This is a genomic window from Pontibacter sp. H249 (assembly GCF_037892465.1).
GTDB lineage: Bacteria > Bacteroidota > Bacteroidia > Cytophagales > Hymenobacteraceae > Pontibacter.
Window position 1 is genome coordinate 548,566 of sequence record NZ_JBBKTR010000001.1, and the last position, 13,515, is coordinate 562,080.

The following is a 13,515-nucleotide window of genomic DNA, read 5'->3' on the forward strand; positions in this document are numbered from 1 at the left end:
AGGCAATTCGGGCAGCAAATGTTCAAGATTATAACATGAAGCGTACGCTTAAGCAGATAATAAAATTTATTGTTACAAAAATAATGGCGCCGTTTGTGCGGCTTGTTCACGGCGAACTGTCGGCTTTTTTCGGTAGCCTTAAGTCAAAGTTCACCCGCACTTACTGGCAACGCAAATGGGCTGAGTGGCAGGAAAGCCGCAGCCAATCCAATTATAAATTCCTGTTCCGGATATTCTACAAGCTTGCTTTGGTCGGGATACTTATCCTGGTGCTCTTTTACTTTGCCATCTACACCGGCTTTATGGGCGGCATGCCGTCTACCAAAGAATTGCAGTCGGTGCACAACAACACAGCCTCCGAAGTATATGCTGCCGGAGGTGAGCTACTGGGCCGCTACTACATCCAGGACCGCACCAATGTAAAGTATGCTGATATCTCCCCTGCTGCTATTGATGCCTTAATCGCAACAGAAGACGTCCGCTTTTATAATCACAACGGTGTGGATGCGCGCAGCCTTGGTCGTGTACTGGTAAAATCGTTGCTGATGCAAAATGAGAGCTCGGGTGGCGGTAGTACTTTAAGTCAGCAGTTGGCAAAAAACCTGTATCCACGTAAAAATTACTGGTTCGGAGATATGTTGGTAAACAAGCTGCGCGAAATGATCATAGCCCGTAAGTTGGAAACCCTCTATACTAAAGAGCAGATACTGGAGCTATACTTGAACACGGTACCTATGGGCGGCAACTTGTATGGCATTGAGCGTTCGGCGCAGCGCTTCTTTAACAAACCTGCCAGCGAGCTCAAAACCGAAGAGGCAGCGGTACTTATCGGAATGCTAAAAGCCACTACCACTTATAACCCAAGGCTTTCACCTGAAAGATCACAAACAAGGCGAAATATAGTACTTAGCCAGATGGCAAAGTATGAATTTTTAACACCTGAACAAGCCGATTCGCTGAAGCAACTGCCACTAAAACTAAACTATAAAGTAGTTACCCATAACGATGGAATTGCGCCATACTTTCGGGAGCAGCTGCGCCTGGAGCTAGTGGAATGGGCAGCCAGCAAAAAAAAGAAGAACGGGCAGCCTTACAACCTTTACAAAGATGGTCTGAAGATTTATACCACTATTGATGCAGGAATGCAGCGCCACGCCGAGGCCGCTGTACGAAAACAAATGGCCCAGTTACAAAAAACCTTTAACGCACATTGGGGTGGCCGTAACCCATGGGGTAATAATTCTGATGTGATACAGCAGGCAATGCTGCGCTCAGAAAGGTATAAAAAAATGAAAGCTGCAGGTGCCTCTGACGGAGACATTGCAAAAGCTTTTAGAGAACCAAGAAAGATGCAGGTGTTTAGCTGGGCAGGAAATATCCAGCGCACTTTAAGCCCTATGGATTCTATAGTTTATTATCAACGGTTTCTAAACTCTGGCCTGTTCTCCGTTGAGCCGCATACCGGTTATGTACGTGCCTGGGTAGGCGGTGTAAACCATAATGTGTTTAAATATGACCATGTGCGGGCAAAGCGGCAAGTGGGCTCTACGTTTAAACCTATTGTGTATGCAGCTGCACTGGAAAGAGGCCTGAAACCATGCGATTACTTCCCGAACGAACGGATAACCTTTGAAACAAATGACCAATGGTCTCCTAGAAATGCCAACGAGCAGTATGGCGGAGAGTATACCATGCGCGGTGCTTTAGCACATTCTGTAAACACGGTGTCGGCCCAGATCATTATGAAAACTGGCGTGGACAAAACTATCAGTATGGCGCATCGCCTGGGCGTTAAGAGCGACCTGCCAGCGGTACCTTCTCTGGCTTTAGGTACAGCCGACTTATCGTTACAGGAAATGGTGACTGCCTATGCTACTTTCGCTAACCGGGGCCTGCGTGTAGATCCTGTTTACATCACCAAAATAACTGATCGTGAAGGTAACATTATTCGACAGCACCAGGATGGCCGCGATGTAAAGCGCGTGATATCGGAACAAACTGCTGCCGTAATGCTATACCTGATGCAAGGCGTTGTGGAAGAAGGAAGCGCAAATAAGCTAAGGACGCAGTATGGTTTGCAGATGGATATTGCCGGCAAAACCGGTACTACACAAGATAATGCTGATGGTTGGTTTATAGGTATCACACCCCAATTGGTAACAGGCGTATGGGTGGGTGGTCAGAGTCCGCAGGTACGTTTCAGAACACTGGAACTAGGCCAAGGCTCCAGAACAGCACTACCTATCTGGGGAGATTATATTCGTCGCATTGCCATAGACCCAGCTTACAAAGGCTATTACAACAGTAGATTCGACAGGCTGCCACCAAGTATACTCTCCAGCCTCGATTGCGAGTCTTACAGAGCGGAACCGCCTCGTGAGAATTTCCTGGAGCGTGTATTTAACACTGTGACTGGTAAAGCCGCTCAGTCTTTTGAAGAGTGGAAAGAAAGCTGGAAAGAAAGGCGAAAAGAGCGACGTGAAAAAAGAAAGAAAGATCGGGACCGAAATTAGTAGTAACACTGATTAAACCCACCTGTATTTATACCTGATTAATCACTCTACTTACTCAGTCCTAATGCATAACGGAGCCAATTTATACTTGGCTCCGTTTTTTTATACTTTAGCTTAAGATTCCGGCAACTTCACGCAAATACCTGGTATATAGCTATTCTTTATAATTAAATTTCTTAACGATAAGGACTAATACTAGTGCAATTAATATTGCCCAAACATGCGGGTATATATTATACTTTCACAGAAAACCGCACTTAACCTTTTGTTAATACAATAATATTGCTATTTTAGTATTAATATTAACTAACTATACTATGGATAAAAAACTTCTACTGATCGTGTTGCCCTTGATCCTGTTTATAACAACAGGAGCTTTCGCGCAACAAAGAGATGTACGCGGTAAGGTAGTGGGGGCCGAAGACGGCTTTGCCATACCGGGTGCAAGTGTTGTGGTGAAAGGCACAACCACAGGTGTTGCCACTAATGCTGATGGTACTTACCAGATACGAGTGCCTGATGAGAATGCTGTTCTTGTATTTAAATTTCTGGGGTACCTGCAGCAGGAAGTGCGTGTGGGCAACCAGAGTGTAATAGATGTAAGACTAGCCACAGACAGTAAACAATTAAGCGAAGTTGTTGTGACTGCCCTTGGCATTGAGCGAAGCGAGCGTTCGCTGGGTTATGCTACGCAGCAGGTGCAGGGCGAAAACCTTACCCTTACAAAAGAGCAAAACGTGCTTGGCTCACTAACAGGTAAGGTAGCTGGTGTGCAGGTAACAGGTGCATCAGGCGCTAGCATGGGTGGTACGCAGAAAATCAAAATCCGTGGTGTAAACTCTATTACTGGTGCAGACCAGCCTCTGATTGTGGTAGACGGAACGCCTATCTCTAACGCTAACTTTTCCGGCAGCGATAAAGCCGACTATGGCAACCTCGCTCAGGATATCAACCCTGAGGATATTGAATCGATCAACGTACTAAAAGGACCAGCTGCCTCTGCATTGTATGGTATTCGTGGCCAGTACGGTGTGATTATGATTACGACAAAGAAGGGAAGCAAAGGTCCAAAGAAGGTTAACGTACAGTTAAACTCTGCTTTCTCTATAGAAAGAGCGGCTAACTTTCTCCCACTGCAGAACATTTACGGCGGTGGATCAAGTCAGACTTGGAGAACGTTACCAAATGGCGACAAATATGTAGACATGTCGGTAGACGAAAGCTGGGGTCCGAAAATGGATGGCACTCCGGTTCGCCAGGTATTCAGCTTCTATCCCCAGGACCCTGAATATGGCCAATTAACACCATTTGTTCCTCATCCGGATAACATCGAAGACTACTATGAGACAGGCTATAACCTGAACAATGGCGTAACAGTAACAGGTGGTAACGAGAACTCGAATTTCCGTCTGAGCTTTAACGATGCCCGCATAGAAGGTGTAGAACCAAACAGTTGGTTGAAAAGAAACAACTTGGGTGTAAGCGCAGGTTTGGACATTACTGAAAAACTTAATGTTTCTACAAACATTAACTATGCCACCAACAGCGCACAGCGTCCGGCGCAGGGCTCTGAGTATGGTGCTCGATACATGGTGCAGTGGTTTCAGCGTAACGTAGACATGGAGCGCTTGAAGAACTACAAATACGACGACGGTACGTTCCTGAATTGGAACCTAAACAGGCCTAATGCCACTACCGGAGAGTTTACCAGCTTTAGACCACTATACTGGAACAACCCATACTTTGAGGCTTATGAGAACCTGAACAATGATAACCGTGACCGTTTCTTTGGGGATGTAGGTTTAACATACCAGTTCACGCCTGACCTGAAACTAAGCGGCTTTGTTCGCTCTGATATGTATACTCAGAATATTGAGGAAAGAACTGCATTTGGTGGACGCAGAGTACCGGCTTACACCGTAGGGAAGTACCAGAACCGTGAAATGAACTATGAGCTACTCGCGCAGTACAACAAAACATGGGGCGATTTCTCACTCAATACGAACCTGGGTGCTAACATCTGGGAAAGAAACTATACTTATGTATCGCAAGCAACAGTTGGAGGTTTATCAGCACCTGGTTTCTACAACATCGATGCCTCTATAGACCGTCCGACTACTAACTCTTACATACTGGAAAAACAACTGCGAAGCGGATACGGTATGGTCTCGTTAGGATATAAAGACACCTACTTCATCGATGCCTCTCTACGTAACGATATCTCCTCTAACCTGCCAACAGATAATAACTCGTACTGGTATCCATCAGTATCAGGTAGCTTCGTGTTTAGCGAGCTTGCCAACTGGAAGCCACTTTCTTTTGGTAAGTTAAGAGTAAGCTATGCACAGGCTGGTTCTGATCTGGATAACTTCAGAACAACCTTCTTCTACAATGCAGGCACAGTTTACGCTGATGAGACCAGAACCGTCAACACGATGTATGTACCGGATATCTTGAACAACCCTGATATCAAGCCATCTTTTGCACACTCTTATGAGGCTGGTGTTGACCTGAAGTTCCTGGATGGCCGTTTAGGTTTGGACTTCACATACTATCAGCAGAAGAACAAGAACCAGATTCTACCTCTTACAGTGTCAGGTGCCAGCGGTTACAGCTCCACGTACATCAATGCCGGCCTAATCGAGAACAAGGGTCTTGAGCTTGCTCTAAATGGTTCTATTATGAGAGGTAACCTTTTCTCGTGGGATGCTACCTTTAACCTGGCCAGAAACAGAAGCAAAGTAATAGAGTTGGCTGAAGGCATGGAGGTTTATCCACACTACTCTACCACCTACTCTAGTGTTACTAGCTACTTAAACTCGTATGTAGGCATGCCTTTCGGTAGCCTGATCGGAACTGCTTATCAGCGTGATGAGGCAACAGGGCAAATTCTGCTTGACAAGAACAACCTGCCACTATACACTGATGCGACATACAATTTCGGCACTGTATTACCAGATTACACTGGTGGCTTCCTGAACAACTTCAAGATCTGGAAATTTGACCTATCAGCCATGATCGATTACCAAATGGGTGGCCAGTTCTTCAGCCGTACTAAGATGCTTGCCATGCGTACCGGTATGGATGCTGAAACTGCCGTGCTGAACGACAGGGGTAAAAATGTTCGTGACCCACTGTCTGAAGGTGGCGGTATAAAAGTAACCGGTATTTCCGCTGAATCTGGGCAGGAAGTTACTGCTTATGTAGATGCCCGCGCATACTACAACGTGGTAGGGCGCAGAATTTACGAAGAGTGGTTATACGATGCTTCTTATATTAAACTAAGAGAAGTTCGCCTAGGCTATTCGTTCGACAAAAACGCTTTAGGTAAACTACCTTTTGAAAGAGTTAGCATTGCGCTGATTTCCCGTAACCCAGCGATGCTGTGGCAAAAAGCACCAGAAGGTATAGACCCTTCAGAGATTTCAACAGGTGCACAAGCCATCAGCTGGTACGAGTCTGGTCAGGCTAACACAGTTCGCTCTTATGGTGTTAACCTAAACATTTCCTTCTAATCCTGAATAGCATGAAAAAGTTATATATTTTCTTACTGGCCTGTTTACCGTTAACAGCCTGTACTGATTTTGAAGACGATATCAATATCAACAAAAACCAGCCAAGCCAGGCCTCTGGTACGCAGCTGATTGCAAACGCGCAGCTTTATCTGCCAGGCCTTAGCTCTTCGCCAACCGGTGAGTTCTTGGCCCAGTACCTTGCAGAAACACAGTACCCGGGAGCATCACTTTACCCGGAGGGTGGCACGAATTTTTATGGCCTGTATCAAGGGCCACTCCTGAACCTGCAGGAGGTACTTAACTCTCAACAATTAAGCACATTGGATGGTCCTATCAGTAACCAGCTAGCTGTTGCGAAGATACTCAGAGCCTACTTTTTCTGGCATATTACCGACAGATGGGGTGATGTGCCTTATTCTGAGGCACTGCAGGGCAAGGAGAACTTTAAGCCTAAGTATGACTCGCAGGAAGCTATTTACAATGGCTTATTTGCCGAGTTGGATGAAGCCAATAACATGATCGTAGCAGGCAATATCACCAATGATATTATCTACAACGGTGATATTAACAAATGGAAAAAGCTGGGCAATACCATTCGCATGCTGATGGCGCTACGCCTATCAGAAGTGGCTCCGGCAAAAGGACAGGAAGAATTTAACAAGGCGCTGACTGCAGGTATTATTACCTCTAATTCAGACAACCTTGTATTTAAACACCTGGCCAATGCCAATAACCAAAACTACTGGTTTGGCCAGATAGTAAACCAACGCCGTGAGTGGTGGGCTTTAACAGAAACGTTGGTAAATGAGATGAAACCTGTAAACGACCCAAGATTAGCAGTTTACGGCAATCCAACTAAAACAGGCGCACAGTTTATAGGGCTTCCTTTCGGTACAACTACAGGCCTGCCAAACGTAACTAATTACTCGCTTCTGGGTTCTGCTGTTCATGCTCAAAATGCTCCTGTATACTTGGTAACATATGCACAGGCATTATTTGCCAAAGCTGAGGCCGCAAAACGCGGCTGGATAAGCGGCGGCGATGAGGAGGCTAAAAAGAACTACGAGCTCGCTATCCAAAACTCTATTTCTCAATGGACTGGAAGCACGACAGGCGCTAGCACACTAATAAGCCAGTCTGGTGTAGCCTATAATCCAGCTAACGCCATAGAGCAGATCGCTACGCAGCGTTGGATCCACCTGTTTATGCACGGCTATGAGGCATGGGCAGAATGGAGAAGAACTGGTTATCCGGACAACCTAGTAGCTCCTGCAGGTGCCGCAGTACCAAACAGGCAGGGTTACCCTGCCGATGAAAGCTTTAATAATACTGAGAACTATAATACTGCATTACAGAGAGCATTTGGGGGCAACAACAGCCAGTACGGCAAAGTATGGTGGGATAAATAAACCACAACTACTATAAAAAGAAAGAGGCTGCGTAAATTACGCAGCCTCTTTCTTTTTATAGTTAGGTACTCAGATTATACCGGCGCATGATCCAAAGCCTTTATTTCCTTTTTATAATCTCCCGGAAGTATAGCCTCTTTCAAAAGCCAGTCTAAATTGAATTGGCGCGTAACCTTATATATAGCCAATACCGGCACCAACCAATTAATATTACTAAGCTTCAGCATACTTTTTACAAGTTGGGGCACTACCAGCTTCTGCGCCTCTAACAATAACAAGTATCTAATTGGCCCTAAGTGCTTTTTATACTGCTTATACAAATCAAAACTATACTTGCTATGGTGTAAGTTCTTTGCCAGGTGTTCCTGCCTTGCCACCAGCCACTGCGGATATGTTTGCGGCAGATCTTGTAAACCCATGCGGCTGCCTACCCTGTAAAAAGTATCAAATACTTCGGCCTTCTCCGGTTCGCTTAGTTTGCGTTCGAGTAGTTCAAAAGAGCTAATAGAGTAGTCTATCAGCATGAAAAGCACATCGCGGTAAGCCCAATCCGGTATACTTTGCCCCCGCTTCTGCTCCACCCCGGCATGAATGGCAGCCATTTTATCAATAGCTTTGTGCGCCACCTCCTCTGTAGAGAAAACAATCTGCCGCGCATAACCTACTGTAGAAAATAAACGCCCCAACGGATCGGCAGGCAGGCGTCCAGTAAAGTATAACCAGTCAACAGCTTTGTTTAGGGCAAACTCTGCAGAGGCACCAGCAAAGATAAAAAGCACCGTATCACTCTTGCCCCAAATCTGCCGTACCACAGAGTCCTTGTTCACGAACATTTTCATACTTTGAGAACGATAGGAGGTTTGAAAACGTGCCGTAAAACTGGCAGATTTAAACTTAATAAAAATTTATCTTACAACCTCTGCCACAACCTTCTCTTCCAGTGCAAACAGGTTCTGCAGCAGTTCTAATGTAACAGGACCGGGAGTACCAGCGCCTATTAAATTACCATCCACCTGCACAATAGGTAAAATTCGTTTAGTGGAGCTGGTCAGGAAGGCTTCTTTCGCCTGCATTACCTCATTCAGCGTTATATCCCTGGTCTCTACTTTATACTTTTTGGCGGCCAGGGCTAGTACGTTTTTGCGGGTTATACCTTTTAGTATGTTACGAGAAGGTGTTACAAGCGTATTATTATCGGTAACTATAAAGAAGTTGCAGCGCGGAAACTCGGTTACTATACCATTTATATAATAAAGTACTTCTTCGGCCTTGCGTTCTCTCATGTGGTGCAGCAGCCGGATACCTGTTGTATAATTTATACTTTTAACTTCAGGCAGGTCGCGCAGGTACTCATAGGTAATAATGCTGATGCCCTTTGCTACTTTGTCTGCAGATGGCAGCGTAAGCGGCTGTTGCTGTATGAGCAGGTTTGGCGCAGCCGGGTCAAAACCATTCTCGGAGTAGCCACCCGTTAGGATCATCTTCACTCCAGAAACATCCAGGTTATTAAGGCTGATAAGTTTCTCGATTATCTGCTTTAGTTCCTCCTTCTGATAAGGCACCGGCAGGTACATCAGGCTGGCAGAAGTATAGAAACGCTCCAGGTAATCATCCAGAAAAAGTGGCGTTTGTTTCTCTACTTTAAAAAAATCGAACACACCAAAACCACGCTGTATAGCCAGATCGCTGATGTGCAGAGATGCCTTATTTGATGGTAAAAACTCGCCGCTCAAAAAAACCTGTAGTATAGCCTGAGAATCCATAATATGAGTGCTTAATGGTTAAAGCAAATGTATCAGAAAATTTCATGTAAGGCACGTGCGAAGCTGCATTTTTAGCTCCTAAGCCATTACTAAGTACAATTGCCATTTCTGCAATCAATTAAAGATCGAATTAGAAATATGCAAACATAAAAGTTTGATTTTTTAAATTTTTAGGTTTTCTTCGAACTAAATACAATAATCAATCCTTTATAGTGTTTAGCTAAACAGGTGGCTACACCTGCTCCGGATGGTTAAGGCAGTTTATACTTTAACTTGTCTGGTAAAAATTTTCAACCTTTTTAAGTACTTAAATAATTGTTCAAGATTATGAAGGCATTTATTTTATCCCTGGTTTTTATGTCGTCTGTTGCTGTTACAACACAAGCACAGAACGCCGCAACGAAAGAGGTTAGGTCCTCTGACCAACTGCAAAATCAGTTTAAAAGCCTGAAAGAAAACGCTAACAGTTACAGAGAAGGCAACCGAGAGTATAAGGTAGTAAGCGTTAGCTCGCTGGATGCATTCTGGAAGAGCGTAGAAAGCAACATTAAAGTTACCGAAACCAAATTAGATAAAGCCAGAAGCGGATCTAAAGAGGAGATGGAGCAGGCACAGACTAAGATAGACGCACAGCAGTCGCAGATCGAAGCCTTGCAAAAAGACAATGCTCTGAAAGATGAGGAAGTAAAGAAAAGCGACAGCATTTCTGTTTTTGGTATCTTCTATATTCCGAAGCAGGCATTTGTGGTTATGATGTTCTCTGTTATTGGCTTACTGTTGTTAGTAGCAGGTATTTTATACTTCCAGTTTAAGAACAGCAAAATTGTAACTGACCAAAAAAAGAAAGCTTACGATGAAATTGATGCTGAACTGCAGGATGTAAAGAAGACAGCCCGCGAAAAAGAACTAAAACTGAAGCGTGACCTGCAAACAGAAATGAACCGCATCGAAGAACTGAACCAGGAAATAGCTGCCTTACAGAAAAAAGTAATGGCGTAAGTTGTTCTAGAGTTTAAAACAAAAAGCCCCGGAGAGTGTGAAACTCTCCGGGGCTTTTTGCTTCTCTGTCTTTTCTCACTGCATTCGAAATAACACTTTAGAATATTTTTTCTCAAAACCATTTGCATTCGCAACTATTAATCGTAATTTTACGATAATAAAATATGGGAGCTACAAAAACAGAAGATTTCACGCTGGCCGATATCACAATAGCCAGATACGCGAAGGCGCTGGGGCATCCGGCAAGGATTGCCATACTTCGTATACTTTTAGAACGCACCTCCTGCATTTGCGGCGATATTGTGGAGGAGCTGCCGCTGTCGCAGTCTACGGTGTCGCAGCACCTGAAAGAGCTGAAAGAGGCTGGCTTGATAAAAGGCGACATTGAGGGCAAAAAAGTATGCTATTGCATAGACACCCAAGCCTGGAAAGAAGCCCAGCAACTACTACAGGTTATGTTTGGCAAGTATAAGCCCTGCGATACCAGTTGCTGTTAAAAAAATTTGAATAATTTAATCGTAAAATACCGATAAATATAAAACTATGAGCAACGCAGAAGAATTAAAGAAAATCGTTCGCGAAAAGTATAGCGAGATCGCCAATCAAAGCAAAGATCAAAATGAAGCCTCCTGCTGTGGTGCCACAGGCTGCAGCACCGTAGATTACGCTATTTTTGCTGATAACTATACTACATTAGAAGGCTACAATGCAGATGCTGACCTCGGTTTAGGTTGCGGCCTGCCCACAGAGCTTGCCCAAATTAAAAAAGGCGATACGGTGATAGACCTTGGCTCTGGCGCAGGCAACGACTGCTTTGTAGCCCGTGCCCTGGTAGGTGAGAGCGGCAAAGTGATAGGGGTAGATATGACGGAAGCCATGATCAAGAAAGCACGTAAAAATGCAGATAAACTTGGCTTTAACAATGTAGAGTTTCGCCAGGGTGAGATTGAGGACCTGCCAATTGCCGGCAACCGCGCCGATGTGGTGGTCAGCAACTGTGTACTGAACCTGGTGCCAGATAAGCAAAAGGCTTTTGCCGAGACTTTCCGGGTACTTAAGCCAGGTGGCCACTTTAGTATTTCTGATGTGGTGCTAGTAGGCGAGTTACCAGAAGGATTAGGGAAAGCCAGCGAAATGTATGCTGGCTGCGTGTCTGGTGCTATTCAAAAAGAAGCTTACCTAAAAATTATCCGTGAGGCTGGTTTTGAGAACATTACCGTGCAAAAAGAGAAAGCCATACAGGTGCCAGACGAGATACTGAAAGATTACCTGAGTGGTACTGAGATCAAAGATTTTAGAAACAGTAACACCGGTATTTTCAGCATCACCGTGTACGGCGATAAACCAGCTGCCTCAGGTTGCTGTGAGCCTGGCGCCGGCTGCTGCTAAAGTATAGTCTTTTCAGCTGATTGTCATACCCCTGACTTTAAACTATTTTATGGTGCGAGCGTCCTCGCTCTCGCCAGCGAAACATAATACTAAAGTCACCCTCTAAAGTCTCAGACTAGTTTCTGAAAGGTGGAGGGGGATAACAATCAGCTGAGAACAACAATAAATAATCAGCAATTAAACACCACATGGAACATTGTGCACCTGCTCATAACCGCAAAAAATTAGGGTTCTTAGACCGTTACCTCACCCTCTGGATTTTCCTGGCGATGCTGGTGGGTGTGGGTATAGGCTATTTTTTACCAGAAAGCTCAGGTTTTGTAAACTCCCTCTCCAGCGGCACCACTAACCTACCCATCGCCATTGGTCTGATCCTGATGATGTACCCGCCGCTGGCAAAAGTAAATTACCGCCTGCTGCCGAAGGTGTTCGGTAATGTAAAAGTTATCGGGCTTTCGCTGCTGCTGAACTGGGTAATAGGCCCGGTGCTCATGTTTATACTTGCTATCACGTTTCTGCGCGACTACCCCGAGTACATGACCGGACTTATACTTATTGGTCTGGCACGCTGTATTGCCATGGTATTGGTTTGGAATGATCTTGCTGATGGTAGCCGGGAATATGCAGCAGGACTAGTGGCCCTTAACAGTATCTTTCAAGTGTTTTTATACAGCTTCTATGCCTGGCTGTTCATCACCAAACTACCTACCCTTTTTGGTTTTGAAGGCGCTATCGTGGACATCTCCATCAGTGTGATTGCGGAGAGTGTAGCCATATACCTGGGGATACCTTTTCTGGCTGGTGTGCTTAGCCGGGTTATACTTGTGCCGCTAAAAGGCCAGGAGTGGTATCAAACTAAATTCATACCTGCCATCTCCCCTATCACACTTATTGCCCTGCTGTTTACCATATTAGTCATGTTCAGTTTAAAAGGAGAACTTATTGTAAGCATACCGTTTGATGTGCTTCGCATTGCGGTGCCGCTGGTAATATACTTTGCCATCATGTTCCTGATCAGCTTTCTGGTAGGTAAGGCTGCAGGAGCCAATTACTCCGAAAACGCTTCGGTGGCTTTTACGGCAGCCGGTAACAATTTTGAGCTCGCTATTGCGGTGGCCATTGCGGTATTTGGCATTAATTCCGGCGAGGCATTTGCAGGTGTGGTGGGGCCGCTGGTAGAGGTGCCAGCCCTTATTGCGCTGGTAAATGTTGCCTTCTGGCTCAGAAAGAAACTATATACGAAACAAGCTAACACCATAAAAGTATGAGCTTACTCCCTACCCTTACCCAAACTGCACAGCAGCTTACCCATACGTTTGCTCAGATCTCAGAGGAACGAAAAGAAGTGTTGCAGCAATTATCTGCCTATATTCGTGAAAAAAGAGACGCAGGTAAGGCAACAGAACTAGTGTTTATCTGCACCCACAACTCCCGCCGCAGCCACATGGCGCAGCTATGGGCACAGGCCGCAGCCACATATTTTGCCGTTGACAGGATAGTTACCTACTCGGGAGGCACTGAGGCAACAGCCTTTTACCCAGCAGCTGTAAAGGCCATGCAAAAAGCAGGCTTTGATATTACCAAAACTGAAGAAAGCACGAATCCAAAGTATAAAGTGGTTTACGCTGATGACAGAGCACCGGTAGAAGTGTGGTCCAAGAAGTTTGACGATGCGGCTAATCCTGACTCCGGCTTCTGCGCCATCATGACCTGCTCCGATGCCGATGGCAACTGCCCGTTTGTACCCGGTGCCGAAAAACGGATTGCAATCACTTACGAAGACCCGAAGGTCTCAGACGGAACAGCAGCACAGCATGAAGTATACTTGGAAAGGGCACTCCAGATTGGCAGAGAGATGCTGTACGTTTTCAGTAAAGTATAAAATGAAATAGAGACGCAGGATATTGCGTCTCTATCTTTATAAATA

The 13,515-nt window shown here is 45.2% G+C and carries 10 protein-coding genes; 8 read left to right on the forward strand and 2 right to left on the reverse strand.

The annotated features are described in order from the left end of the window. Positions 1-35 precede the first annotated feature (35 nt). The 3 genes from WG943_RS02155 to WG943_RS02165 all read left to right on the forward strand — a co-directional run bounded on the left by WG943_RS02155 (position 36) and on the right by WG943_RS02165 (position 7,437). Positions 36-2,513 (forward strand): penicillin-binding protein 1A, encoded by a 2,478-nt coding sequence (locus tag WG943_RS02155; RefSeq protein ID WP_340406523.1) that lies wholly within the window; start codon positions 36-38, stop codon positions 2,511-2,513. A gap of 317 nt (positions 2,514-2,830) precedes the next feature. Beyond that, positions 2,831-6,028 carry a SusC/RagA family TonB-linked outer membrane protein gene (locus WG943_RS02160; protein ID WP_340406524.1) on the forward strand — a complete coding sequence of 1,066 codons (3,198 nt, stop codon included), beginning with the start codon at positions 2,831-2,833 and terminating at the stop codon, positions 6,026-6,028. A gap of 11 nt (positions 6,029-6,039) precedes the next feature. Next, positions 6,040-7,437, forward strand: coding sequence for a SusD/RagB family nutrient-binding outer membrane lipoprotein (locus WG943_RS02165; protein WP_340406525.1), 1,398 nt, complete (start codon positions 6,040-6,042; stop codon positions 7,435-7,437). Between the two features lie 74 nt (positions 7,438-7,511). Here WG943_RS02165 and WG943_RS02170 read toward each other — a convergent pair whose 3' ends face one another. Both WG943_RS02170 and WG943_RS02175 read right to left on the reverse strand, forming a co-directional pair. Then, positions 7,512-8,276 (reverse strand): oxygenase MpaB family protein, encoded by a 765-nt coding sequence (locus WG943_RS02170; protein ID WP_340406526.1) that lies wholly within the window; start codon positions 8,274-8,276, stop codon positions 7,512-7,514. 66 nt (positions 8,277-8,342) lie between these two features. Then, positions 8,343-9,200 carry an aminotransferase class IV gene (locus tag WG943_RS02175; RefSeq protein WP_340406527.1) on the reverse strand — a complete coding sequence of 286 codons (858 nt, stop codon included), beginning with the start codon at positions 9,198-9,200 and terminating at the stop codon, positions 8,343-8,345. Positions 9,201-9,527: 327 nt separating this feature from the next. On the opposite strand from WG943_RS02175, the gene WG943_RS02180 reads away from it, so the two are divergent. The 5 genes from WG943_RS02180 to WG943_RS02200 all read left to right on the forward strand — a co-directional run bounded on the left by WG943_RS02180 (position 9,528) and on the right by WG943_RS02200 (position 13,470). Continuing rightward, complete coding sequence (locus tag WG943_RS02180) at positions 9,528-10,199, forward strand: hypothetical protein (protein WP_340406528.1); 672 nt, start codon at positions 9,528-9,530, stop codon at positions 10,197-10,199. Positions 10,200-10,363: 164 nt separating this feature from the next. Further along, entirely contained in the window at positions 10,364-10,696 is a 333-nt protein-coding gene (locus tag WG943_RS02185; protein WP_340406529.1) for an ArsR/SmtB family transcription factor, read from the forward strand. Positions 10,697-10,742: 46 nt separating this feature from the next. Beyond that, positions 10,743-11,588, forward strand: a complete 846-nt coding sequence (locus WG943_RS02190; protein WP_340406530.1) for an arsenite methyltransferase — start codon at positions 10,743-10,745, stop codon at positions 11,586-11,588. A 188-nt stretch (positions 11,589-11,776) separates the two neighbouring features. Next, positions 11,777-12,856, forward strand: a complete 1,080-nt coding sequence (arsB, locus tag WG943_RS02195; protein WP_340406531.1) for an ACR3 family arsenite efflux transporter — start codon at positions 11,777-11,779, stop codon at positions 12,854-12,856. After that, a complete protein-coding gene (locus tag WG943_RS02200) occupies positions 12,853-13,470 on the forward strand; it encodes a protein-tyrosine-phosphatase (RefSeq protein ID WP_340406532.1) in 618 nt (205 codons plus the stop codon). The genes arsB and WG943_RS02200 overlap by 4 nt, the downstream gene beginning before the upstream one ends. Positions 13,471-13,515: the final 45 nt, after the last annotated feature.

Coding starts and splice junctions, on each gene's coding strand:
- WG943_RS02160 (WP_340406524.1), top strand. CDS start 2,831: ATGGATAAAAAACTTCTACTGATCGTGTTGCCCTTGATCCTGTTTATA.
- WG943_RS02175 (WP_340406527.1), bottom strand. CDS start 9,200: ATGGATTCTCAGGCTATACTACAGGTTTTTTTGAGCGGCGAGTTTTTA.
- arsB (WP_340406531.1), top strand. CDS start 11,777: ATGGAACATTGTGCACCTGCTCATAACCGCAAAAAATTAGGGTTCTTA.
- WG943_RS02155 (WP_340406523.1), top strand. CDS start 36: ATGAAGCGTACGCTTAAGCAGATAATAAAATTTATTGTTACAAAAATA.
- WG943_RS02170 (WP_340406526.1), bottom strand. CDS start 8,276: ATGAAAATGTTCGTGAACAAGGACTCTGTGGTACGGCAGATTTGGGGC.
- WG943_RS02185 (WP_340406529.1), top strand. CDS start 10,364: ATGGGAGCTACAAAAACAGAAGATTTCACGCTGGCCGATATCACAATA.
- WG943_RS02180 (WP_340406528.1), top strand. CDS start 9,528: ATGAAGGCATTTATTTTATCCCTGGTTTTTATGTCGTCTGTTGCTGTT.
- WG943_RS02190 (WP_340406530.1), top strand. CDS start 10,743: ATGAGCAACGCAGAAGAATTAAAGAAAATCGTTCGCGAAAAGTATAGC.
- WG943_RS02165 (WP_340406525.1), top strand. CDS start 6,040: ATGAAAAAGTTATATATTTTCTTACTGGCCTGTTTACCGTTAACAGCC.
- WG943_RS02200 (WP_340406532.1), top strand. CDS start 12,853: ATGAGCTTACTCCCTACCCTTACCCAAACTGCACAGCAGCTTACCCAT.